This is a genomic window from Streptomyces sp. NPDC001549, assembly GCF_042894025.1.
In the GTDB taxonomy this organism is placed as follows: domain Bacteria; phylum Actinomycetota; class Actinomycetes; order Streptomycetales; family Streptomycetaceae; genus Streptomyces; species Streptomyces kutzneri.
The window spans coordinates 1-23,781 of record NZ_JBIAVJ010000012.1 but is presented as its reverse complement, the minus strand read 5'-3'; the positions used below and the strand labels follow the sequence as shown (position 1 = coordinate 23,781).

Sequence of the window (23,781 nt, the reverse complement as noted above, 5' to 3'; positions counted from 1 at the left end):
GCCACAGGAGGGGGCCGTTCCGGAGGAATCCGGAACGGCCCCTCGTCGCCGGGGACGCCCGCTAGTGCGGACCCGCCAGGACGGGGTGCGCCGCCCGGGGACCCGGCGGGCGGGCGGGCCGTTCGCGGTGCGGCCGGGCCGCCGGGGTGGCCGGCCGTCGGGACAGGTTCGCACTGATCATCGCCGCCGCCCGGGCCACGGACCCGCCCAGCGGGGCGATCTGGCCGGCGTCCGGGCTGGTCGCCGCCACGGCGGCGACCACCTGCCCGGACGCGGAGAGTACCGGCGCCGACACGCACGAGAGCGAGCTCACGCACTCCCCGTACTGGAAGGCGAACCCCCGCTCCCTGGCCTGCGCGACCTCACGGGCCCAGGAGGCCGCCGTCCGTCCCTCGGGCGGCTCCGCCGCCGGGGCGGAAGCCGCCAGGATCAGCTCGGCCGCGCTCCCGGGCGGCAGCACGACGCCCGGTCTCAGCGGAAAGACGTCGTCCGCCTCGCCGCGCAGACCCGCGACGACGATCGTCTGTCCCGCCTCCGCGACCGACAGGCTGAGGGTCAGCCGGCCGTTCGCCGAGGCGAGCTCACGCAGCGGCCGGGCCGATGCCGCGCGCAGTGCCCGCGCCGGGTGCCATGCCTGTCCCAGGCGGAAGGCCCTCGCCCCGAGCCGGTAGCGGCCGGAGCGGCTCTGCACCGCACCCAGTGCCACCAGCTGGCCCAGCAGCCGGTGGGCGGTGGCCTTCGGCAGCTCCGCGTCCGTCGCCAGGCGGGTCAGCCCGACTTCCTCGCCCTCCGCGAGCACCTCCATCAACGCGAACGCGCCTTCCAGTACGCCCCGCCCCTCTGCGCCGGATCTGGCCATGGGCGGTCCCCCTTTCACGCCTGGCCCCATCGGTCGGACGGAACCAGAACTCCCCGTTCGTACCGGCTCGTTGGAGGGATCGGTGGTGCCTTCCCCCGTTCACCGGTCCGTTGAATGGACCAGATCATTGCCCGTGCGATGCGATCGCGCCATTGTGCTCTCGTCCAAGTGACGGAACGTTACGGCGACTTCAGGGGAGCCCGAGGGACCGTCCGACCGGAACGAACAAGGAGGATCCGATGAGCGCGATCAAGACGAGCGCCAAGCAGTTCAAGTACGTCATGGGCGCCATGACGGCGGTCTTCTTCGCCACCTGTTCCGCCAGCTGACGAAGAAGTGAGGGGTGGGGGCGGCGCGTCGCTCCCACCCCTCCGCCACGCCCCAGGGAGGCAAGAGTGCTGGAGACCGGTGTCCGCCAGGTACGGGTGGCCATGGCGATGGTGTTCGGCCGGCGGCTGAACGTACGGGCCGTCGAGCGACTGGTCGCCGACGCGCTCCTCACGCTGGAGGAGTTCGGCTCGCTCGGCGACGATGTCGACGAACTGGCCGACGGACCGTTCGCCGATCCCGACGAGCGCAGGGACCTGCAGGACCGCGCGCTCCGGCGGACCGTACGCAGGCTCGCCAGGCACTCCCCGTTCTACCGGGAGCGGCTCGCCGGCATCGACCTCGACGGCGTGACCGCCGCGACGCTCACCGGGATCCCGGTGACCCGCAAGGCCGACCTCGTCGAACGCCCCGCCGACTTCCTGTGCGGTACCCCCTACCTGGCGACCCAGACGACCGGCACCACCGGCCGACCCGTGCAGATCTGGCTCTCCCGCTACGAGATGGAACTCTGGCCCGCGCTGATCGCGCTGTCCCTGGTGCTGCGCGGCGATCTCGGGCCCGGCGACCGGATGCAGATCAACCTCAGCTCCAGGGCGACGGCCGCCGTGCAGGAGGACGTCGAGGTGTGCCGGCTCGCCAACGCCTCGTGCCACGTCGTGGGGCAGATCCCGCCGGACGAGTCCGTCGAGCACCTGCTCACCGCGGTCGGTGGCACCCGGCCCACCATCCTCACCGGCAACCCCAGCTACCTCGGCCAGATGGTCACCGCCGCCCGGCAACGCGGCTGCGGACCCGCCGACTTCGCGCTGCGCGCGATCTACGCCGGCGGGGAGATGCTGTCGCGGAGCCTGTCGGACGCCCTGCGCGAGACCTTCGGCGCCCCGACCGTCGGCGACGCCTTCGGCATGACCGAACTGCTGCCGGTCGGCGGCCGCACCTGCAGCGAGCGGCACCTCCACATCGACCCCAACATGGGGTACACCGAGGTGCTCGACCTGGTGACCGGCGAGCCCGCCGCCCCCGGCCGGCTCGGCGAACTGACGGTCACCCCCTACTTCCCCTACCGGGAGTGCATGCCGGTCCTGCGGTACAACACCGGTGACGTGGTCCGCACCCTGGACGGCGAACCGGACTGCGAGCTGGCGGCCGTGCCCGCCGTCTCCCACATCCTCGGCAAGGCGGGCACACTGCACCGCACCGTCGAGGGCATCGTGACCCCGCGCGACATCCTGGAGGCCCTGGACGGCACCCCCGGCCTGCCGTTCCCGCTGCGCCACCGGGCGGAGGCCGGGGCCGACGGCCGGCTCCACGTGGAGGTCGCCTCCAAGGAGGTCACCGAGGCGGAGGTGACCGAGCGGCTGCGGGCCCGGGACATCGACGCCCGCGTCACGGTCCTGCCGGTGGACGCGGAGGAGGCCGCGCGCCTCTTCCCCCTCCGCTGCGACCTGTCGGAGCACACCTTCACCCGGAGCCACGCATGAGCGTCTTCTTCCAGCTCGCGGTCACCATCGCCCTGGCGGTCGGGGTGTGCGCCGGTGCGATCGCCTACTTCCGTGCCGTACGCACCCCGAGGCCGCCCGTCGGCGTCTTCAACGGCAGCGACATCTTCATGATGATGGGCTTCGTCCTGGCGCTGCCGTACATCTACCTGACGCTGCCCGGAGCGGTCCTCCCGGTGGTGCTCGCGCTCGTCTTCGCGGGCGGACTGTCCGTCGGCTACCAGCCCGTGATCGGGAACGGCCGGCTGCGCTGGGCGCTGATCGCCGTCCTGATCGCGAGCGTCCTCTTCTCGCACCTGGCCTTCGGTGAGACCGCGCCGCCGTACTGGGTGGCGAACAGCGCCGTCGTCGCACTGATCGTCGTCTCCGCCACCAACCTCAACGTGCAGGGCGGCATGCGGCTGAAGAACGTCGCCTGGTTCCTGCTCGCGCTCACCGCGTACGACGCCTTCTTCGCCTGGGCCGTACCGCTGACCCAGCAGCTGTCCGACGCCATCCAGGGGTATCCGTACGCCCCCGCCGCGGGCCTGCGCATCGGCGAGGACCTGGGGGCGGTGGTCGGCATGGGTGACCTGCTGGCGTACGCCCTGTTCACCACCACCGCCTACAAGGCGTACGGGAAGCCGGGGCTGCGGACCGGGATCGCGCTGGTCACCCTCTTCGGCGCGGTGGCCCCGGTCGCCACGCTGCACGTCCTCGCCGCGGCCACCGACCACGCGCCGGCCCTCGTCCCGGCCCAGGTGTTCTTCGGCCCGGCGGCCTTCCTCGGCTACCGCTACCTGCGCCGGAGGGGCCCGGAGCGGCGGATGGCCGACGTGGTCCTGCGCGGGACGCGCCGGGGCGCGGCGCCGCAGGCGCCGGCCAGCCGCGGTGCCGCCGTCGAACCCGTGGCCTGAGCGGGCCGCACCGCCCGGGCGCGGCTAGCCTGAAACTGCGGGACACCGGCGCGATCGGAGGACCACATGACCGCCGTCACTCCTGGTAGCGCGCGGGCGGGGAGCCGGTGCCGTGACACACGCCGACTGGCTCCTGCTTCCCGCTGAACGCGGCAACCCCGCGACGCGCCTGGACCGGCGCCGGCCCGACGGCACGGCCTGGTCCACGGGCAACCACGTGCGGCCCCTGGTCCACGGAGCCGTGTACTTCGCGGAGCTCCTGGCCGCCGTCCGCGCGACGGCCCCGGGCGATCTGCTGCTGTTCACCGACTGGCGCGGCGATCCCGACGAGCGGCTCGCCGGACCCGGCACCGAGATCGGCGCCGTCCTGTGCCGGGCGGCCGAGCGCGGCGTCATCGTCAAGGGGCTGCTGTGGCGGTCCCACCTGGACAGCCTTCACTTCAGCCAAGAAGAGAACCTCCACCTCGGCAAGGAGCTCGCGCGGGCCGGCGGTGAGTGCCTGCTCGACATGCGGGTGCGGCCGGGCGGCTCCCACCACCAGAAACTGGTCGTGCTGCGCCACCCCGGCCGCCCGGAGCTCGATGTGGCCTACGTCGGCGGGATCGACCTCTGTCGCAACCGCAACGACGACGCTTCGCACCGCGGTGACCGTCAGTCGCTGCCCCTGGCGGCCGCCTACGGGCCGCACCCGCCGTGGCACGACGTCCAGCTCGCCCTGCGCGGGCCGGTCGTGGGCGATGTCGAGGCCGTCTTCCGCGAGCGCTGGGAGGATCCGGCTCCGCTCAGCCGGAGCCCGCTCACCCGCCTGCGGGAGCTGATGCACCGCGAGGACGTCAGCGCGGACCCGCTGCCACCGCAGACACCCGATCCGGAGCCCTGCGGCACGCACACCGTCCAACTGCTGCGGACCTATCCGAACCGGCTGCTGCGCGGCTACCCCTTCGCCCCCGACGGAGAGCGCAGCATCGCGCGGGGGTACACCAAGGCCCTGCGGCGGGCCCGGGCGCTGATCTACCTGGAGGACCAGTACCTGTGGTCCCCCCGGGTGGTGGAGAGCTTCGCACGGGCGCTGGCCAGGCACCCGGAGCTGCGGCTGATCGGGGTCGTCCCCACCGTCCCGGAGCAGGCCGGCCGGCTCACGCTGCCCATGAACCTGATCGGACGGATCAACGCCCTGGCGGAACTGCGCCGGGCCGGCGGCGACCGGGTCGCGGTGTACGGCCTGGAGAACCGGGCGGGAACACCGGTCTATGTCCACGCCAAGGTGTGCGTGATCGACGACGTCTGGGCCTCGGTCGGCTCCGACAACATCAACCTCCGTTCGTGGACGCACGATTCCGAGCTGGGCTGCGCCGTGTACGACGAGGACCCCGACCCGCGGCGGCCGGCCGATCCGGGAGGACTGGGGGACGGCGCGCGGGCCTTCGCCCGGAAACTGCGGCTGGAGCTCATGTGCGAGCACACCGAGGCCGGGGCGGCGGACGAGCTGTGCGACCCAGAGTCCGCTTTCGATGCCTTCGCCGCGAGCGCGGCAGCCCTGGACGGCTGGTACGCGGGCGGCCGCCCCGGTCCGCGGCCGCCGGGCCGGCTGCGCCGATACGAGCCCCCGGAGCTGGCCGTGACCCGGCGGGCGCTCGCGACCCCCCTGCACCACCTGCTGGTCGACCCGGACGGTCGTCCGCTCGGCATGAGGATCCGGGGCACGTTCTAACGGCGAACCATTGAAAATCCGTACAAATTCATGTCACATAGTGCCCGTTCCCGACACGGTGGGTACCGCTTAAGTGATCAAAATGGCGGCGGGTTAGCATATGAGCACCGCCTAGCTCGAAAGATAATCCTGTGACTGTCAATGAGGACTCGTTCACCAGCTGGAAGAACCGCGAGGAGATCGCGGAGTCGATGATCCCGATCATCGGGAAGCTGCACCGGGAGCGGGACGTCACGATCCTGCTCCACAGCCGTTCCCTGGTGAACAAGTCGGTGGTCAGCATCCTCAAGACCCACCGATTCGCCCGGCAGATCGACGGTGAGGAGCTCTCGGTCACCGAGACGCTGCCGTTCCTGCAGGTGCTCACCACCCTCGATCTCGGCCCGTCCCAGATCGACATCGGCATGCTCGCCGCGGAGTACAAGAGCGACGACCGCGGCCTCTCGGTGGCCGAGTTCACCGCCGAGGCCGTGGCCGGCGCCACCGGCGCGAACAAGCTCGAGCGCGGCGACGGCCGCGACGTCGTCCTGTACGGCTTCGGCCGCATCGGCCGCCTCGTCGCCCGCCTGCTGATCGAGAAGGCCGGCTCCGGCAACGGTCTGCGCCTGCGCGCCATCGTCGTCCGCCAGGGCGGCGACCAGGACATCGTCAAGCGCGCCTCGCTGCTGCGCCGCGACTCGATCCACGGCCAGTTCCAGGGCACGATCACCGTCGACGAGGCGAGCAGCACGATCATCGCCAACGGCAACGCCATCAAGGTGATCTACGCGAACGACCCGTCCGAGGTGGACTACACCGAGCACGGCATCAAGGACGCCATCCTCATCGACAACACGGGCAAGTGGCGCGACCGCGAGGGTCTGTCCAAGCACCTGCGCCCCGGCATCGACAAGGTCGTGCTGACCGCCCCGGGCAAGGGCGACGTCCCGAACATCGTCCACGGCGTCAACCACGACACCATCAAGCCGGACGAGCAGATCCTGTCCTGCGCCTCCTGCACCACCAACGCGATCGTCCCGCCGCTCAAGGCCATGGACGACGAGTACGGTGTCCTGCGCGGTCACGTGGAGACCGTCCACTCGTTCACGAACGACCAGAACCTGCTGGACAACTACCACAAGGCCGACCGTCGTGGCCGCTCCGCGCCGCTGAACATGGTCATCACCGAGACCGGTGCCGCCTCCGCCGTCGCCAAGGCGCTGCCGGAGCTGAAGGCGCCGATCACCGGCAGCTCGATCCGCGTCCCCGTCCCGGACGTCTCGATCGCCATCCTGAGCCTGCGCCTGGGCCGTGAGACCACCCGCGAAGAGGTCCTCGACTACCTCCGCGACGTCTCGCTGCACTCGCCGCTCAAGCGCCAGATCGACTTCACCACGGCTCCCGACGCGGTCTCCATGGACTTCGTCGGTTCGCGCCACTCCTCGATCGTCGACGCGGGCGCCACCAAGGTGGACGGCGACAACGCCATCCTCTACCTCTGGTACGACAACGAGTTCGGCTACTCCTGCCAGGTCATCCGTGTGGTCCAGCACGTGTCCGGCGTCGAGTACCCGACCTACCCGGTTCCGGCGGTCTGATCCGTCGCACCACCGTCACACCGTTCGACCGGCTGATCCGACAGGCGGGGCGGCGGTGGGCGGGCCCCCGATGCCGACCGGCACCGGGACGCCCCGCCCATCGCCCCCCGCCTGTCGTGCGCCACGAGATGCCGGGCCAGGGCGATCGCGGCGAGCAGGGCCACGAGCGCGCACACGCCCTGCCAGCCGGCCCGGCCGTAGATCCGCACGCCCAGCCAGGACCCGCCGCTGCCGCCCAGGTACGCGCAGGTCATGTACGCGGTGTTGAGCCGGCTGCGGGCATCGGGCCGCACGGCGTACACCCGGGCCAGGTTGGCGACCGTGCCGCACTGCATCGAGACGTCGAGCAGCAGCGTGCCGCCCGCCAGCGCGGCCAGTCCCGCCGCCCCGCCGCCGGCACCCGCCGCGAGGACCGCGGCCGAGACGAGGACCCCGAGCAGGCAGCCGAGGTTCACCCGGTCCGCTCCCGTGCGGTCCACCAGGCGCCCGGCGTACGGGGTGCACAGCATGGTCACCGCGCCCACCAGGGCGAGCATCCCCACCGCGTCGGCGCCCAGGCCGTAGGCCGGACCGGTGAGCAGCAGCGCCAGGCAGGTCCACACCGCCGAGAAGGCGCCGAAGACCGCCGCCTGGTAGAGGCAGGAGCGGCGCAGTTCCGGCTCGGTGCGCAGCAGACGCAGCGGCTCGGCCAGCAGCGCCGGGTACGGCCGGTCCGAGGCCGGGGCGGTGACCGGCAGGGCGCGGGCCAGGACGGCCGCCAGCAGCAGGGCCACGGCCCCGGCCGCCAGGTAGGGGGCCCGCCACCCCAGCCGTTCACCGAGCGTCCCGCCGAAGGTGCGGGCCAGCAGCATGCCGCCGGTCGAACCGCTCAGCAGGGTGCCCAGGACGGCTCCCCGGCGGTCGGCGGCCACCAGACCGGCCGCCAGCGGACCGATGACCTGCGCGGCCACGGTGGTCACACCGACGACGGCCGCGGCGGCCAGGAGCGGCGCCAGCCCCGGCGCGCAGCCCGCGGCCAGCAGGCCGGTGCCGGTCAGGGCGAGCAGGGTGACGAGGAACGGGCGGTGCGGGAGCCGGTCGCCGAGCGGCACCAGCAGGAAGATCCCGGCCGTGTAGCCGATCTGGACCGCGGTCACCACGAGGGCGGCGGAGCCGGGCGACACGTGCAGGGCCGAGACGACCAGCGGGCTGACCGCCTGCGGGAAGTAGACGGTGCCCACGCCGACGGCGCAGGTCAGGGTGAGGAGCAGGAGCAGCCGGCGGCTCATCCCGGACCCCCGGTGAACAGCGTTCGCCATGGTGGGAGTTGTCATGGGGGGAGTTCACGGCACGTCCCCGCCCGCGACAATCGATGTAGCGTATGCCTTGATGATCAGCTTCGAGCTCGGCGTCGAGGACCTCGCCGACACCCGGTTCGCGCTCTCACCCCTCTACGAGACCGTGCTCAGCCTGCGCGTGCTGCGCGAGCCCGGGCTCTCCGCCCTGCACCTCCCGTGGCGCAGGACGGTGCTCGGCGCACTGGACGCACTCGACGGGCTCGACACCGAGCTGCTGATGTCCGTGGTCGCGGTACGGCGCACCCTGCCCGACTTCCTCACCCCGCGGCCCGCGAGCTTCGCGCCCTCCTTCGAGGAGGAACTGGCCGCCGTCGGCCGGACGCCCCCCGGCCTGGTCCGCCGCGATCTGCTGGCCGCGCACGCCCCGGACCCGCTCCCCGCCCCGCTGCGCGCCGCCCTCGCCCCCGACGACGGGCCCGTCGTCGTACTCCGCGACGCCCTCTGCGCGCTGCTGCGCCGGTACTGGGAGGCCGCCGTCCGGCCGATGTGGCCGCGGATGCGCCTCCTGCTGGAGGCCGACATGACCTACCGCGCGCGGCAGCTGGCCATGGGCGGTGCCCGCCTCCTCTTCGCCGACATCCACCCGAACCTGCGGTGGCACGACGGCGTGCTGCACATCGGACAGATGGTCAGCCGGCACCGCGTCGTGGCGTCCGGCCGCGGGCTGCTCCTCGTACCGTCGGTGTTCGCGCACAAGCCCGCACCCCCGGTCAGTCCCGAGGAAGCGCCGACGCTGGCGTACCCGAGCCGCGGCGTGGCGACCCTCTGGGTGCGCGAGCCCGTCGCCGGGACGGCCGCCCTGGTGTCCCTGCTGGGCGCGCCCAAGGCGAGACTGCTCGGCCTGCTCGACGAGCCGCTGCCCACCGTCGAGCTGGCCCGCCGCCTCGGGGTCACCGCGAGCGCCGTGTCCCAGCACCTGGGCGTGCTGTACGCCACCGGCCTCGTCTCCCGGGCGCGCGACGGACGGCAGGTCCTCTACCGCCGCAGCCCGCTCGGCGACGAGCTGAGCGGCCGGGGCCGGCCGGGGTGACGCGCGGCGGCCGCCGCACGGGGCCCCGCGCAGGCGCGTACGCGCTCAGGCGCTCGTCCGCGCGGGCCGGCGCAGCAGGTAGCCGGCCGCGGCCGTGACCAGGACGGCCATGCAGGCGATGAACACCAGCCCGGCACCCTCCAGACCGGTCGGGCCCACCAGCAGCCCCACCCCGATCACCGGCAGCGAGATGCCCGCGTACGCCACCACGAACAGCATCGAGATCACCGCCGCGCGCCGGTCCGGCGGCGAGGCCGCGGCCACCGTGGCCAGCGCCCCGCGGAATGCCAGCCCCTGCCCGGCCCCGCCGACGACGGCGCTCGCCACCACCAGCGCCAGCAGGTCCCACCACAGCGCGCCCGCGAGCAGCGCCAGCCCGGCGAGCAGCCCCGCGCAGCCCAGCGGCAGCGACCGGGCCACCCCGACCCGGCCGACCGCCAGTTGACCGGCGGTCGAGGCGAAGAAGGCCAGCGCGACGATCAGCCCGCTCACCGCGCGGTTGTGCACGTCCAGGGACTGCGCGAGGAAGGCCGGGCTGACCGAGGTGAACACCCCGAACAGCGCGAAGCCCACGAAGGAGGCGATCGCCGCGGGCACGAACACCGACCGCACCTGCGCGGGCAGGCCGGGGCGCTGCGGCCGTACGGCACTCAGCGGCTGCCGGTCGCGCACGGTCTCGGGGAGCCGCGCCAGGACGACGGCCGAGACGGCCACCAGCGCGAGGTGCACGGCGAACGGCAGGTACAGCGGCCAGGCGGCGTACTGCGCGAGCACCCCGGCGAGCAGCGGACCGCAGCCCAGCCCGCCCATGTTGGCGGCCGTCGCCACGAACGTGGCCCGCGTGGCGCCGCCGCTCGGCGCCAGTTCGATCACATAGGCCGTGGCGGCCCCGGTGAACAGCCCGGCGGACAGTCCCGACAGCAGCCGGCCCGCGTACAGCCACCCCATGCCGGTCGCGCACAGGAAGCAGACGGCGCTGGCCGCCGAGAAGGCCAGGCCGGCCAGCAGCACGGGCCGCCTGCCGACGGTGTCCGAGGCGTTGCCCGCCAGCAGCAGTACGCCGATCACCCCGAAGGCGTACACGGCGTACACGACGGTCACCACCAGCTCGGAGAACCCGAACTTCTCCTGGTAGAGCCCGTACAGGGGGGTGGGCAGCGTGGTGCCCGCCATGCACACGGCGAACACCGCTCCGCCGAGCAGGCACTGGCGCCACCGTCGGCGATCACCGTCCATGCCGCCGACGGTAACCCCGCCGCCGCGGCCCGGCGCGGCGGCGGCCGGGCCCGCCCGTCAGGGGCGGCCCGCGTGGAGTTCCAGCGGGCCGGTGCCCGCGGCGCGGGCGGCCAGGCAGGCGGTGATCTGCCGCCGCAGGGCGGGTTTGACCAGGCCGGGGAGCTCCGCGGAGGTGACGGTGCGCCACTGGAGCAGCTCGGCCCGGTCCAGCCGGATCCGGGCGAGGGTGGGGGCGTCGAGGACGCCGCCGTCGTAGAGGAACCGGATACGGGCCGGACGGCCGGGCTTGTGGGACCAGTTCACGGCGAGCAGCCGGCCCGGGGCGAGGTCGAGGCCGAGCTCCTCGTGGACCTCCCGCCGGGCGGCGGCGCGCGGGATCTCGCCGAGGTCGCTGTCGATGCCGCCGCCGGGCAGGTTCCAGCGGTCGGACCTGCCGTACGCGGGCTGCACCAGCAGGATCCGGCCGTCGGGGCCGGTGAACAGCACGCTCGCCGCGGTCACCGCCTTGGGGCGGCTGGCCCGGTGGCTGGCCGGGTCGAGGGTGCCCGAGTGCTCCAGGGCCACCCGCCGGGCCGGGTCCAGACCGGCCGGGGAGCCCGGCTGGGGCACCCCGTCGACGAGGTGGGCGAAGGACCCGGTGTGCAGGGCGGCCAGCGCGGCGCGCAGCCGGGGCGCGGTACGGGCGGGCAGCAGCGCACAGGCCGCCTCCGGCGGGAGCCAGCGGGCCCCGGTCGTCGCCCCGGCGGGGAGGGAGATCGCCGCGGCCTCCGGCGGCGGGAGCGGGCCGACGAGGTGGACGTGCACGATCAGGGAGCGGCCGGGCGGGCCGGACGAGCCGGGCGGGCCGGGCGGCCGGGAGTCCACCGCCAGCAGCCGGCCGGCCGGGCGGGCCAGGTTCAGTCCCTCCCGCAGCGCGCGGGCCAGCCCTTCCTCCGGGGTCTCGGTGTCCTGGACCGCGCCGCCCGGAAGCTCCGGGTCCGTCCGGCCCGGGGTGGTCAGTACGAGGACCCGCCCGCGCGTGTCCAGCACGACCCCGGTGGCGGCCACGAGCGGGGAGGGACGGTCGGGCACGGCGGGCTCCTGGGGATCGGGTCGGCGGCACCAGCACTATGCCCCGGCCGCGGCGGGTGCCCGGCTCCGACATGCGGGCTCAGGCGCGGGCCACCAGCAGGCCGCCCATGGTGACCATGGTCGCAGCGACGAGCCCGTCCAGGACCCGCCAGGAGGCCGGGCGGGCGAGCAGGCCGCTCAGCAGCCGGGCCCCGTAACCCAGACCGGCGAACCAGGTCAGGCTGGCCAGCACGGCCCCGATGGCGAAGGCCCAGCGCAGGTCGCCGCGGTCGGCGGCGAGGGAACCGAGGAGCAGCACGGTGTCCAGGTAGACGTGCGGGTTGAGCCAGGTCATGGCCAGAGCGGTCAGCGCGGCCCGGCGGGCGGACCCGCTCGCCGCCCCCTCCGTGGTGAGCGCGGCGCCGGGGGCGGGCCGCAGCACCCGGCGGGCGGCCAGGACTCCGTAGCAGATCAGGAACCCGCCCCCGGCCAGCCCGACCACCGTCAGCGCGGCCGGCCAGGCGGTGACGAAGGCGCCGACACCGGCGACGCCGAGGGCGATGAGGACCGCGTCGGAGACGGCGCAGATGGCGACCACGGCGAGGACCGCGTGGCGGCGCGCGCCCTGGCGGAGGACGAAGGCGTTCTGCGCGCCGATGGCGACGATAAGGGAGAGTCCGCTGCCGAAGCCGGCCAGGGCGGCGGTGACGATGCCGTAGTTCATGACCCGACGGTAGGCAGCGAGGCCGGTTCAGTACAGCTAAAGATTTTTACGTACCATTAGCGCTTGTGATGGACGAGCTTCCGCTGGACCAGGTACGCACGCTGCTCGCCGTGGTGGACGAGGGCACCTTCGACGCGGCGGCCGCCGCCCTGCACGTGACCCCCTCCGCGGTCAGCCAGCGGGTCAAGGCGCTGGAGCAGCGGACCGGGCGGGTCCTGCTGATGCGGACGAAGCCGGTGCGGGCGACCGAATCCGGGGAGGTGGTGATCCGCTTCGCCCGGCAGCTGGCCCGCCTGGAGCGCGACGCGCGCGCCGAGCTGGGGATGGCCGACGGGATGGGCCCGGTGCGGCTGCCGATCGCGGTGAACGCGGACTCCCTCGCCACCTGGTTCCTGCCCGCGCTCGCGCGGGTGCCGCAGGATCCGCCGGTCTGCATCGAGCTCCACCGCGAGGACGAGTCGCATACGACGGCGCTGCTGCGGGAGGGGCAGGTGATGGCGGCGGTGACCTCATCGCCCGACCCGGTGGCCGGGTGCAGCGTACGGATGCTGGGACTGGCCCGGTACCTGCCGACGGCGAGCCCCGCGTTCGCGGCCCGGTACCTGGCGGGGGAGCCGGAGCGGGATCTGCGCGAGGCGCCGACGATCGTGTTCGACCGCAAGGACGACCTCCAGGACGCCTTCGTCCGCGCGCTGACGGGGGACCCGGCGGCCGGGGCGGGGCCGGTGCGGCACTACATACCGACGTCGGAGGGGTTCCGGGACGCGGTGGTCGCAGGGCTGGGGTGGGGGCTGGTGCCGGAGCAGCAGTCGAGACCGCTGGTGCGGACGGGGCAGCTGGTGCTGCTGGAGCCGCTGCGGCCGATGGATGTCCCGTTGTACTGGCAGCAGTGGAGGCTCGACTCGCCCGCGCTGTCGATGGTCGCGGAAGTGATCGCGGCGGCGGCCCGGGAGTCGCTCCGGCACCCTCCCGTCCGCCCCGGCCGCCTGCGGCCCGGCCCGGCCTGACCCGCCCCGGCCTGACCCGGCCCGGTCCGGCATGATCCATAAAGCACCCCCTAAGCTGCGGACCATGGAGTCCTACACGATCGGCCAGGCGGCCCGGCTGCTCGGCGTCAGCGTCGACACGGCCCGGCGCTGGGCGGATGCCGACCGGTTCCCCACCCACCGCGAGGGCACACGGCGGATGGTGGACGGACCCGATCTGGCCGCCTTCTGCGTCGAGGCCGCACAGGAGGGTGCCGAGGGCGAGGAGGCCCCGTACACCTCGGCCCGCAACGCCTTCCCCGGCATCGTCACCGGGGTGAAGCTGGGCACGGTCGACGCGCAGGTCGAGATCCAGGCCGGGCCGCACCGGATCGTGTCGCTGCTGACGCGCGAGGCGGTGGAGGAGCTCGGGCTGGAGGTGGGTTCGCGGGCCACGGCGCGGGTGAAGTCGACGAGCGTGTTCATCGACAAGGTCTGACGCGGACGGGGGAGTTCCCCCGAGGCGGTGAGCCCGGACGCAGGCGTTCCGGTGGCGATGGCAGACTGGCCGCTGATCCGCCGAAGGGGAGTACGTCTTGTCCATGTTCAGCAACCTGCGCCGGGTCGTGCGGCGCAGCTACCGGCGGGCCGTCGACCTCAGCCACCCGGCCCGCTCCCCGCTCGGCAGCGCGGTGGTCAACTGCGTGATCTACCGGGACGGCGTCCGGCAGGACGACTGCGCGGAGGTCGAGGAGGCGCTGCGCCGGGTCCGCAAGACGGGTGACGGCTTCGTCTGGATCGGCCTGCACGAGCCGGCGAGGTCGGAGCTGGCCGGGCTCGCCGAGCTGTTCGGCCTGCACCCCCTCGCGGTCGAGGACGCCGTGAACGCGCACCAGCGCCCCAAGGTGGAGCGCTACGACGACACGCTGTTCTCCGTCTTCAAGACCGTGCGCTACGTGGAGCACGAGGAGCTCACCGCGACCAGCGAGGTGGTGGAGACCGGCGAGCTGATGGCCTTCACCGGCCAGGACTTCATCATCACCATCCGGCACGGCGGCCGCGGCACGCTGGGCCCGGTCCGCGAGGAGCTGGAGGCTGCCCCGGACCAGCTGGCCAACGGGCCCGCGGCCGTTCTGCACGCCATGGCCGACCACGTGGTCGACGACTACGTGGCCGTGACGGACGCGGTGCAGAACGACATCGACGCCGTGGAGACCGCGGTGTTCAGCGAGGACGGCGGCCGCGGCGACGCGGGGCGGATCTACCAGCTCAAGCGTGAACTCCTGGAGCTGCGGCGGGCGGTGGCGCCGCTGAGCCGCCCGCTCCAGCAGCTGGCCACGCAGCCGATACCGGTCATCCCGCCCGAGACGCGCGCGTACTTCCGGAACGTGGCCGACCATCTGACCCGGGCCACGGAACAGATCGGCGCCTACGACAACCTCCTCGACTCCATCCTGCAGGCCCACTTGGCGCAGGTGACCGTCGCCCAGAACGAGGACATGCGCAAGATCACGGCATGGGCGGCGATCGTCGCCGTCCCGACCATGGTCTGCGGGGTGTACGGCATGAACTTCGACCACATGCCCGAACTGCACTGGACCTACGGCTACCCGCTGGTCCTCGGCGTCATGGTGCTCGCCTGCTTCGTCATCCACCGGGGCTTCAGGCGTAACGGCTGGCTCTGACCGGACGGGGTCATTCCTTGGGGTGCGCCCGGGTATTGAGCTGCCGTCAGCTCTGGTAGTAAAGTTTCCTAACGAAGCTGGGACGCCTCAACTACCAGATGGAGGCCTTGTGTTCACCCCCCGCCGCAAGATGCTGGCGATCGGCGCACTGCTCGGCAGTGCGCTGATCGCCGTCCCCGTCGCCGCCCACGCCACCACGGCCCCCGCCCCCACGGCGGAGACCGCGGTGGCGGCAGCCGCAGGACTCGACGATCCGGCGAAGAAGGAGATCGCCATGAAGATCGTCTCCAGCGCGGAGAACTCCTCGCTGGACTGGAAGGCGCAGTACAAGTACATAGAGGACATAGACGACGGCCGCGGTTACACGGCCGGCATCATCGGATTCTGTTCCGGCACCGGCGACATGCTCGACCTCGTCGAGTACTACACGCAGATCAAGCCGGGCAACGCCCTCGCCAAGTACCTCCCCGCCCTGCGCAAGGTCGACGGCGGCGACTCGCACGCCGGCCTCGATCCGAACTTCACCAAGGACTGGGCGAAGGCGGCCCAGGACGCCGACTTCAGGAAGGCCCAGGACCACGAGCGCGACCGGGTCTACTTCAACCCGTCCGTGAACCAGGGCAAGGCCGACGGGGTCGGCGTGCTGGGCCAGTTCATCTACTACGACGCCATCGTCATGCACGGCGACGGCGGTGACTCCACCAGCTTCCGCAACATCCGCAAGCGCGCGCTGTCCAAGGCCAAGCCCCCGTCCCAGGGCGGCAACGAGACCGCTTACCTGAACGCCTTCCTCGACGCCCGGGTCTGGGCGATGAAGCAGGAGGAGGCGCACAGCGACACCAGCCGGGTCGACACCGCGCAGCGGGTCTTCCTGAAGAAGGGCAATCTGAACCTCAATACGCCGCTCGACTGGAAGGTCTACGGGGACTCCTTCCACATCGGCTGACGGTGTGCGCCACCGCGGGCCGGGGCCGGAATCTTCCTTTCCGCCCCGGTTCGCGTCGTCCCAGGCTGCAGGAAGGTAACGATCTGTGAGGCGACCCGGCTGTCGCCCGTGGCGCAGGCCCGCGAACACCCCGGACATTGCGGGCTTTTCGCCATCCGTGAGGGGCCGTACACCTCACGGCGAGACTTCCTTCCCTCCCGAACACGGCCCATTTCGTCACGCCTTGTGGTCAAAGGCGCTCCGTGGGCGTCAAGTGGCGCCAGGTACCAATGTGTTTAGCCGGAGAAGCGAAGGAAAGTTCCTATTCTGACGTCTTGTGAACTCGCTTGACCGCGCCGTAAGGGGGGCATAAGTTCTGCCCCGGCTTGCTCCAGCAGGACGGGCCCGACGATCGTCCTCTGGGGGGACCCTCATGAACCACTACCTCGACGTTCTGAAGAAGTACGCCGTCTTCTCCGGCCGCGCGCGCCGCCAGGAGTACTGGATGTTCTTCCTCTTCAACATGGCCGCAGCGATCATCCTGATGATCCTCGACGGCGTGCTGGGCACCTCCCCGGTCCTGTACAGCATCTACGTGGTCGCCGTCCTCCTGCCGAACCTGGGCGTCACCATCCGCCGCCTGCACGACACCGGCAAGTCCGGCTGGTGGATCCTGATCAACCTGGTGCCCTTCGTCGGCTTCATCTGGTTCATCGTCCTCGTGGCGACCGCCGGTCAGCAGCAGCAGAACCAGTACGGCCCGGACCCGAAGGCCTACGGCGTCTGATCTGCCGTACGGGCCTGATCAAGGCCTGAATGCCTGAGCGCCGCCCCTGGCCGGGAACAGCCGGGGGCGGCGCTTTCGCCTTTTCCGGGGCGCGCCGGGGCCCGCGTGACACGCGTCTCCCGGACTGGCGGCAGGGGGCTGTCCAGAGCGGCCCGATCACGAGATATCTTGATGTCGAGCAATGTTGCAGACGAGAGACGCAGACTGTGGAGCGGAGCATCCGGTGACTGACTCGACCATCATCTACACGCACACTGACGAGGCCCCGGCCCTCGCGACGTATTCCTTCCTGCCTGTGATCCAGGCATACGCGTCGACGGCCGGTGTGAATGTCGAGACCCGTGACATCTCCCTGGCCGGTCGGATCATCGCCGTCTTCCCGGAGTACCTCCAGGAGAGCCAGCGGATCGCCGACGCCCTCGCCGAGCTCGGCGAGCTGGCGAAGACCCCGGAAGCCAACATCATCAAGCTTCCGAACATCTCGGCCTCGATCCCGCAGCTCAAGGCCGCGGTCGCCGAGCTCCAGGGCCAGGGCTACGCCCTCCCGGACTACCCGGACGACCCGAAGACCGACGAGGAGCGCGACATCCGCGCCCGCTACGACAAGGTCAAGGGCAGCGCCGTCAACCCGGTCCTGCGCGAGGGCAACTCCGACCGCCGCGCCCCCGCCTCGGTCAAGAACTACGCCAAGACGCACCCGCACCGCATGGGCGCCTGGTCCACCGAGTCGAAGACGAACGTCGCCACCATGGGCGAGAACGACTTCCGCTCCACCGAGAAGTCCACCGTCATCGCCGAGGCCGGCACCCTGCGCATCGAGCACGTGGCCGCCGACGGCGCCACCACCGTGCTGCGCGAGTCCGTACCGGTCCTCGCCGGTGAGGTCGTGGACGCGTCCGTCCTGCACGTCGACGCGCTGCGCACCTTCCTGAACGACCAGATCGAGCGTGCCAAGGCCGAGGGCGTGCTGTTCTCCGTGCACCTCAAGGCCACGATGATGAAGGTCTCCGACCCGATCATCTTCGGCCACGTGGTCCGCGCCTTCCTCCCGAAGACCTTCGCCCGCTACGGCGAGACCCTGGCCGCCGCCGGCCTGTCGCCCAACGACGGTCTGGGTGCCATCCTGAACGGCCTGGGCGCGCTGCCCGACGGTGACGCGATCAAGGCCTCGATCGACGCCGAGATCGCCGAGGGCCCGGTCCTCGCGATGGTCGACTCCGACAAGGGCATCACCAACCTGCACGTGCCGTCCGACGTCATCGTCGACGCCTCGATGCCGGCCATGATCCGCACCTCCGGCCACATGTGGGGCCCGGACGGCGCCGAGGCCGACACCCTCGCCGTCCTCCCGGACAGCAGCTACGCCGGCGTCTACCAGGTCGTCGTCGACGACTGCCGCACCCACGGCGCCTTCGACCCGTCCACCATGGGTTCGGTCCCGAACGTCGGTCTCATGGCGCAGAAGGCCGAGGAGTACGGCAGCCACGACAAGACCTTCGAGATCGCCACCGCGGGCACCGTCCGCCTGGTCGACGCCGCGGGCAACACGGTCCTGGAGCAGGAGGTCGCCGCCGGCGACATCTTCCGCGCCTGCCAGACCAAGGACCTTCCGGTCCAGGACTGGGTCAAGCTCGCCGTCACCCGCGCCCGCGCCACCGGCGTCCCGGCCGTCTTCTGGCTGGACGAGAACCGCGCCCACGACGCGCAGCTGATCGCCAAGGTCAAGACGTACCTCGCCGAGCACGACACCGAGGGCCTGACCATCAAGATCCTCTCCCCGGTCGAGGCCACCGCCTTCTCCCTGGAGCGCATCCGCCGCGGCGAGGACACCATCTCGGTGACCGGCAACGTGCTGCGTGACTACCTGACCGACCTCTTCCCCATCCTGGAGCTGGGCACCAGCGCCAAGATGCTGTCGGTCGTCCCGCTGATGAACGGCGGCGGCCTCTTCGAGACGGGCGCCGGCGGCTCCGCCCCGAAGCACGTCCAGCAGCTGGTCAAGGAGAACTACCTGCGCTGGGACAGCCTGGGCGAGTTCTTCGCGCTGGCCGCCAGCTTCGAGCACCTCGCGACCACCACCGGCAACGCCCGCGCCCAGGTGCTGGCCGACACCCTGGACCGCGCGACCGGCACCTTCCTCAACGAGGACAAGTCGCCGAGCCGCAAGCTGGGCGGCATCGACAACCGCGGCAGCCACTTCTACCTCGCCACCTACTGGGCGCAGGAGCTGGCCAAGCAGACCGACGACGCCGAGCTGGCCACGGCCTTCGAGCCGGTCGCCAAGACGCTGTCGGAGCAGGAGGAGGCCATCATCGCCGAGCTCGTCGCGGTGCAGGGCTCCCCGGCCGACATCGGCGGCTACTACCAGCCCGACGCCACGAAGGCCGCGGCGATCATGCGCCCGTCCGCGACCCTCAACCAGGCACTCGCCCTCCTGGGCTGATGCCGACAGCCGTACCCACGCGTCCCTGAAGACGTGACCCGCTCCGCCCCGGCCGGCCCCGTGCCCGGCCGGGGCGGAGCCGTATCCGCAGCCGTGTCCCAGGCGGGGCCCGAAACCCGATTGCGGCCCGCGCCCGGCGGCGGCTAGGAAGGGCCGGTGATCAGCGGACCCCTGGCCGGCCTGCGCGCCCGCCTCCCCGAGGACGTACCCCTTCTGCACGCCGAGCTGTACGACGACGTCGTCACCCGCTCCCGGGCCGATTCCCGCCCCTGGACCCCACGTCCGGCCACCGGCGGCCACTCCCCGTACGAGGCGGGCGCGCCCACCGAGGACGCGGCCGTCTTCACCGTGGTCGAACTGGCCTCCGGCGAGCCCGCCGGAGAGGCCCTGCTCTGGGGCATCGACACCCACAACCGCTGCGCCCACCTCGGGATCTCCCTGCGGCCGGGGATGCGCGGGCGGGGGCTGGGCCAGGAGGTCGTCCAGCTGCTGTGCCGCTACGGATTCCTCGTGCGCGGGCTCGGCCGCCTCCAGCTGGAGACCCTCGCCGACAACACGGCGATGATCCGCGCCGCGCGCACCGCCGGCTTCGTACAGGAGGGCCTGCTGCGCCGTTCGGCGTGGGTCCACGGCGCCTTCGAGGACGAGGTCGTCATGGGACTCCTGGCCGAGGAGTGGGCCCTGCGCTAGCGTTCGGGGTCGGTGCCCCGGGGGGCTTCACCGAAAACGCTCTGGGGGTTCTGTGGCACGCCGTTCCGACACGTCCTGCGGCGGCATCGGCTGCCTGGCACTCCTGCTCGTGCTGTTCGTCCTGCCCACCGTCGGCTATCTGCTGGCGGTGCCGCTGGCGCTGCCCGATCTGCTGGCCGAGCAGTCACCGCCGCAGCAGCTGCAGGGCTTCGGCCAGTACCTCATCGTCTACGCCATCCCGGCCGTCGTGGCCCTGCTGCTGGCCCTGTTCGCCTCGCGCCGCCGGGCCGGCGGCTGGTGGCTGGTCCCGGCCCGGGCGGCGGGCCTGCTCGCGCTCGTCGCCGGGGCGCTGTGGTGGACGGAGAGCAAGGTCGGGGAGTACCCGGTGTGGAACGTCCGGGCCACGGCCGAGAGCATGGCCGCCGGACTGGTGGCGCTCGCCTTCGTCGTGGCGGTCCGCAGGTGGGACGCCTCCCGCGGCGGCCCGCGCGTCGCCGCCGGCACCCACCGGCCGGCGCCGGGGGAGATCTGGCTGGCCATGGTCCCGCTGCGCGAGGACCCGGCGCGGCAGCTGCGGCACTACTGCGTGGTGCTGGCCGTCCATCCCGGCCACGCGGAGGTCGCCCAGATCACCACCAAGGACAAGGACGGGCGCTCCGACCACATCCGGATGCCCAACGACGGCTGGGACAAGGCCTCCGGCCGCGCGCACTGGGTGGAGTTCGGCCGTCCGCCGCGCCGGGTCGACTACGGGATGTTCCTCAAGTCCCGGCCGCAGGGGCGCTGCCCGGCCCCGGTGTGGCGGCAGCTCAGCCGGCAGCTCGGCTGATCCCGGCGGCCACGTCCGGAGCCCCGTCCGGAGCCACGTCCGCGGCCACCCGGAAGCCGATCAGGGCCGGCGGACCAAGGCCGGTGGATCAGGGCCGGCGCATCAGAGCCGGTGGATCCGTTCCTGTTCGAAGGCCAGCGGGGACCGACCGGCCGCGAGGATCCGCAGCCCCGGCGCGACGGCCAGCAGGTTCCGCAGCCAGGCCAGGGCGTCCGGGCCGAGCTGCTCCGCACCGTCCAGGACGAGCAGCATGTCCCGTTCGGCCAGCCACGAGGCGGTGTTCGCCGTCCCGCAGGCCGGGGCGGGCATGCCGGGCACGGAGCCCAGTTCGGCCGTCAGCTCGCGGACTCCGTAGCCGCCGTGCTGCGGATTCATGGCGACGACGGCCACCCCGTCGTAGAAGTTGGACGCGATCCGCCGCGCGATCTCCCGTACGAGCAGGCTCCGCGGCTCGCGGAAGGCTCCCGCCACGGTCAGGACGCGCCCCCGACGGACGGCGGTGAGCAGCCGGGACATTTCGGCGGACGTCGCCGGCAGCGTTCCGGATAAGCCATTTTCCCTCATCGACCCGGCTTCCCCCATGGCCCCGGATTCCCTCATCGGCACGATGCCCCCATTGCATGCGTGACCAAGTGCGGCAAGAGGGTTTTTTCGAGCCGCGTGACGACGATTATGCGCCACTTGCGCCGTAAGGCTAGGGGAATGTCGCATTCCGAAGCATGCGTTCGCTCCGTCCCAGGTGGGGACACCGCCCGGGCCGCCGGACGGGCGGCGTAGTTCCCGTGGTCCGTGTGACGTACGCACCCGAACTCCGGCTCCTGGGAACGGTTGTCCGGAAGCCGGGATTGGGCTCTACTGCTGTGCAGCCCCTGCGAGGGGCATATTCGCGGGAGGGACCAGAATGACAGCGGACCGGCGAACGGACCGGCGAGCACAGCGTCGTGCGGGCCGGCGGGCACAACGCGCGGGCCGGGCGGCCGGACCCGTGTCGCACCGGCGCCGGCCGGCCTTCCGGGGCCGCAGGCCGCTGCTCGCCACGCTGCTCTCCGCCTTCTTCCTGGTCGGTGTCTGCGCGGCCACCGGAATCGCCTGGGACCCCCGCGACGCGGGTTCCGTACAGGAGGCCTCGGCCCCCCGCGGCGGACTCCCGGCGCCCACCGGGACCGGCGCGTCCGGCACTCCCGGCGAGGCCACCCCCTCACCCACCGAGCCCCCGGCGCCCACCAAGGGCGCGGACGCCGAGGGCAACCCCAAGGGCGCGGTGGACTCCGGGGCCGAACGCCCCACCGGAGCCCTGCCCTTCGACATGCCCTCGCCGGCCGCCCTGCGCTCCGGCGGAGCGGGCAAGAAGCTGGTGTTCGCCCACTACTTCACCCCCTACCCGCTCTCCCTCGACAACGCCGCCGCGGACCGGGACTACTACACCCGCAACTACCTCGACCCCGACGGCGAGAGCGGCAAGCACGGCCGGTACGGCGGCCTGCTGCGCGACCGGCCGCTGCCCGTGGCCCCGAAGAGCGGCGACTGGGAGTACGCCAACCTCCAGCAGGAGGTGCGCACGGCCCGCGCGGCGGGCATCGACGGCTTCACCCTCGACCTGCTCTCCCTCTCCGGCAAGAACTGGGACCGCTGCAACCTGCTGATGGCGGCCGCCCGTTCGGTGGACCCGGCCTTCAAGATCATGCTGATGCCGGACATGACCTCGTTGAAGACCGAGGACCCCGCGGTGCTCGCCGGCGCGATCGCCACGCTCGCCGACACCTCCGCCGCGCACCGGCTCCCCGACGGCCGCCTCGTGGTCTCCCCGTTCAAGGCGGAGGAGAAGAGCGTCGCCTGGTGGACCGAGGTCATCGCCCTCCTGAAGTCCGAGCACGGCATCCGCACCGCCTTCGTCCCGCTCTTCCTCGACTTCGGCGCCCACAGCGGCGAGTTCGCCCCGATCAGCCACGGCTTCTCCGAGTGGGGCAGTCGCAGCTACGTCGGCCAGGAGAGCTCCACGCGTGACGTCCAGCGGGCCCACGGCATGGGCAAGATCTGGATGCAGCCTGTGTCGGTCCAGGACGCGCGCCCCAACCAGGGCATCTACGACGAGGCGGGGAACACCGCGACCCTTCGCTCGACCTGGACGCGCGCCATCGAGGACGGCGCCGACTGGGTGCAGCTCACCACCTGGAACGACTACTCGGAGGGCAGCCAGTTCGCACCCTCCCTGCACAACGGCCACGCGTACCTGGACCTGACCTCGTACTACCTGACCAAGTTCAAGACGGGCGGCTGGCCGGAGATCGTCCGGGACACCCTCTACCTCTCCGCGCGCACGCAGTTCGCGGACGCCGACCCGACGGGCGACCAGTCGCTGGTCATGTCGCTCCGCAAGGGGAGCGCCCCGCCCCGGGACAAGGTGGAGGTGCTGAGCTTCCTCACCGGGTCCGGAGCCGTCCGGACGACCGTCGGCACCGCGGAGGGCAGTTACGAGGCCCCCGCCGGGATCCACTCACAGCTGCTCCCGCTGAAGGCGGGCACCAGCACGGCGCAGGTCGTCCGGGACGGCAAGGCCGGAGTGAAGGTCGACCTGCCGTACCGGGTGGACCACAAGGTGGAGGTGCAGGACCTCCAGTACTACGCGGCGACCAGCGGCCGGGACTCGTAGGGGGGCGTCTTGCCCATCAGACCGGAGGGGTGAATTCCGGCTGGTCGAGCAGGCGCAGCCAGCTGCCGTCGGGCTGGCGCCGGACGACCTGCGCGCGAGCTCCGGAACCGTCCTTCGGCGGGGTCGAGGTGAGCGCGATGTCACCGCTGACCAGCGTCGGCAGCGGGGCCTCCGGCTCGAAGACCGGGCGGTGGGCCAGCACCTTCTCCCACAGTGCCCGGATCGCCTCGCGGCCCACCGTCCGCTCCCCGGGCGGGTACGCCATCACCGCGTCCTCCTCGTAGAGCGCGGCGACCCCCGCCGCGTCCCCGGCGTTGGAACGCTCGACGAACAGGCGGGTGATGTCCTCGGGCCGCATCGCCTTCTCGTACACGACTTCCTCCAGGGGGTGTGCGCGTCGCCGCGCTTCGTACCTCCAGCCTGATCTCCCGGCAATCAGAAGTCCAACAGATGGATCTTCTGGTATTGAGCCGAAACTGATGGGTTTCCTATTGGATCGTGTAGCGGACGTGCCGGCCGTGGAAGTAGCCGGTCACGATGTGGGGTTGCCGCTGCCGG

At 72.3% G+C, this 23,781-nt stretch carries 21 protein-coding genes; 14 read left to right on the top strand and 7 right to left on the bottom strand.

The window, feature by feature from the left end; all coding sequences use genetic code 11:
* Positions 1-61 precede the first annotated feature (61 nt).
* Complete coding sequence (locus ACFY04_RS20590; protein ID WP_389118550.1) at positions 62-859, bottom strand: IclR family transcriptional regulator; 798 nt, start codon at positions 857-859, stop codon at positions 62-64.
* A 395-nt stretch (positions 860-1,254) separates the two neighbouring features.
* Between ACFY04_RS20590 and ACFY04_RS20585 the strand changes: the two genes are divergently transcribed.
* The 4 genes from ACFY04_RS20585 to ACFY04_RS20570 all read left to right on the top strand — a co-directional run bounded on the left by ACFY04_RS20585 (position 1,255) and on the right by ACFY04_RS20570 (position 6,872).
* Positions 1,255-2,670, top strand: coding sequence for a phenylacetate--CoA ligase family protein (locus tag ACFY04_RS20585; RefSeq protein WP_389118548.1), 1,416 nt, complete (start codon positions 1,255-1,257; stop codon positions 2,668-2,670).
* A complete protein-coding gene (locus ACFY04_RS20580) occupies positions 2,667-3,584 on the top strand; it encodes a hypothetical protein (protein ID WP_389118546.1) in 918 nt (305 codons plus the stop codon). Before ACFY04_RS20585 ends, ACFY04_RS20580 begins: the two co-directional genes overlap by 4 nt.
* A gap of 112 nt (positions 3,585-3,696) precedes the next feature.
* Positions 3,697-5,295: a phospholipase D family protein gene (locus ACFY04_RS20575; protein ID WP_389118544.1), complete on the top strand. Its 1,599-nt coding sequence runs from the start codon at positions 3,697-3,699 to the stop codon at positions 5,293-5,295.
* A 131-nt stretch (positions 5,296-5,426) separates the two neighbouring features.
* Entirely contained in the window at positions 5,427-6,872 is a 1,446-nt protein-coding gene (locus tag ACFY04_RS20570) for a glyceraldehyde-3-phosphate dehydrogenase (protein WP_389118542.1), read from the top strand.
* On the opposite strand, the gene ACFY04_RS20565 is transcribed toward ACFY04_RS20570, so the two are convergent.
* Entirely contained in the window at positions 6,851-8,185 is a 1,335-nt protein-coding gene (locus ACFY04_RS20565; RefSeq protein ID WP_389118541.1) for an MFS transporter, read from the bottom strand. The two genes, ACFY04_RS20570 and ACFY04_RS20565, sit on opposite strands and share 22 nt — an antisense overlap.
* 55 nt (positions 8,186-8,240) lie before the next feature.
* On the opposite strand from ACFY04_RS20565, the gene ACFY04_RS20560 reads away from it, so the two are divergent.
* Positions 8,241-9,239 (top strand): helix-turn-helix domain-containing protein, encoded by a 999-nt coding sequence (locus ACFY04_RS20560; RefSeq protein ID WP_389118539.1) that lies wholly within the window; start codon positions 8,241-8,243, stop codon positions 9,237-9,239.
* A gap of 45 nt (positions 9,240-9,284) precedes the next feature.
* On the opposite strand, the gene ACFY04_RS20555 is transcribed toward ACFY04_RS20560, so the two are convergent.
* The 3 genes from ACFY04_RS20555 to ACFY04_RS20545 all read right to left on the bottom strand — a co-directional run bounded on the left by ACFY04_RS20555 (position 9,285) and on the right by ACFY04_RS20545 (position 12,249).
* On the bottom strand, positions 9,285-10,475 hold the full coding sequence (locus ACFY04_RS20555) for an MFS transporter (RefSeq protein ID WP_389118538.1): 1,191 nt from the start codon (positions 10,473-10,475) through the stop codon (positions 9,285-9,287).
* A gap of 57 nt (positions 10,476-10,532) precedes the next feature.
* The gene (locus tag ACFY04_RS20550) at positions 10,533-11,546 is read right to left on the bottom strand and encodes an NUDIX domain-containing protein (RefSeq protein WP_389118536.1); all 1,014 of its coding nucleotides are present in this window, start codon (positions 11,544-11,546) and stop codon (positions 10,533-10,535) included.
* A gap of 79 nt (positions 11,547-11,625) precedes the next feature.
* Positions 11,626-12,249, bottom strand: a complete 624-nt coding sequence (locus ACFY04_RS20545; RefSeq protein ID WP_389118535.1) for a LysE/ArgO family amino acid transporter — start codon at positions 12,247-12,249, stop codon at positions 11,626-11,628.
* Between the two features lie 68 nt (positions 12,250-12,317).
* On the opposite strand from ACFY04_RS20545, the gene ACFY04_RS20540 reads away from it, so the two are divergent.
* The 8 genes from ACFY04_RS20540 (at position 12,318) to ACFY04_RS20505 (ending at position 20,573) form a co-directional block, all read left to right on the top strand.
* Positions 12,318-13,256 carry a LysR family transcriptional regulator ArgP gene (locus tag ACFY04_RS20540; RefSeq protein WP_389118533.1) on the top strand — a complete coding sequence of 313 codons (939 nt, stop codon included), beginning with the start codon at positions 12,318-12,320 and terminating at the stop codon, positions 13,254-13,256.
* A 64-nt stretch (positions 13,257-13,320) separates the two neighbouring features.
* Positions 13,321-13,713, top strand: coding sequence for a molybdopterin-binding protein (locus tag ACFY04_RS20535; protein WP_389118531.1), 393 nt, complete (start codon positions 13,321-13,323; stop codon positions 13,711-13,713).
* A gap of 103 nt (positions 13,714-13,816) precedes the next feature.
* Complete coding sequence (corA, locus tag ACFY04_RS20530; protein WP_389118803.1) at positions 13,817-14,899, top strand: magnesium/cobalt transporter CorA; 1,083 nt, start codon at positions 13,817-13,819, stop codon at positions 14,897-14,899.
* Positions 14,900-15,029: 130 nt separating this feature from the next.
* Entirely contained in the window at positions 15,030-15,845 is an 816-nt protein-coding gene (locus ACFY04_RS20525; RefSeq protein ID WP_389118801.1) for a chitosanase, read from the top strand.
* Between the two features lie 412 nt (positions 15,846-16,257).
* Positions 16,258-16,611, top strand: coding sequence for a DUF805 domain-containing protein (locus ACFY04_RS20520; protein WP_389118529.1), 354 nt, complete (start codon positions 16,258-16,260; stop codon positions 16,609-16,611).
* Positions 16,612-16,834: 223 nt separating this feature from the next.
* Positions 16,835-19,054: an NADP-dependent isocitrate dehydrogenase gene (locus ACFY04_RS20515; protein ID WP_389118527.1), complete on the top strand. Its 2,220-nt coding sequence runs from the start codon at positions 16,835-16,837 to the stop codon at positions 19,052-19,054.
* Positions 19,055-19,210: 156 nt separating this feature from the next.
* Entirely contained in the window at positions 19,211-19,744 is a 534-nt protein-coding gene (locus ACFY04_RS20510) for a GNAT family N-acetyltransferase (protein WP_389118525.1), read from the top strand.
* A 52-nt stretch (positions 19,745-19,796) separates the two neighbouring features.
* Positions 19,797-20,573: a hypothetical protein gene (locus tag ACFY04_RS20505; RefSeq protein WP_389118523.1), complete on the top strand. Its 777-nt coding sequence runs from the start codon at positions 19,797-19,799 to the stop codon at positions 20,571-20,573.
* A 102-nt stretch (positions 20,574-20,675) separates the two neighbouring features.
* Here the strand turns inward: ACFY04_RS20505 and ACFY04_RS20500 are convergent, their stop codons facing one another.
* Positions 20,676-21,089, bottom strand: a complete 414-nt coding sequence (locus tag ACFY04_RS20500) for a hypothetical protein (protein WP_189741309.1) — start codon at positions 21,087-21,089, stop codon at positions 20,676-20,678.
* A 469-nt stretch (positions 21,090-21,558) separates the two neighbouring features.
* Here ACFY04_RS20500 and ACFY04_RS20495 point away from each other — a divergent pair, with 469 nt between their 5' ends.
* Positions 21,559-23,223 (top strand): endo-1,3-alpha-glucanase family glycosylhydrolase, encoded by a 1,665-nt coding sequence (locus tag ACFY04_RS20495; RefSeq protein ID WP_389118521.1) that lies wholly within the window; start codon positions 21,559-21,561, stop codon positions 23,221-23,223.
* Positions 23,224-23,239: 16 nt separating this feature from the next.
* On the opposite strand, the gene ACFY04_RS20490 is transcribed toward ACFY04_RS20495, so the two are convergent.
* Complete coding sequence (locus tag ACFY04_RS20490; protein ID WP_389118800.1) at positions 23,240-23,581, bottom strand: YybH family protein; 342 nt, start codon at positions 23,579-23,581, stop codon at positions 23,240-23,242.
* Positions 23,582-23,781 lie beyond the last annotated feature (200 nt).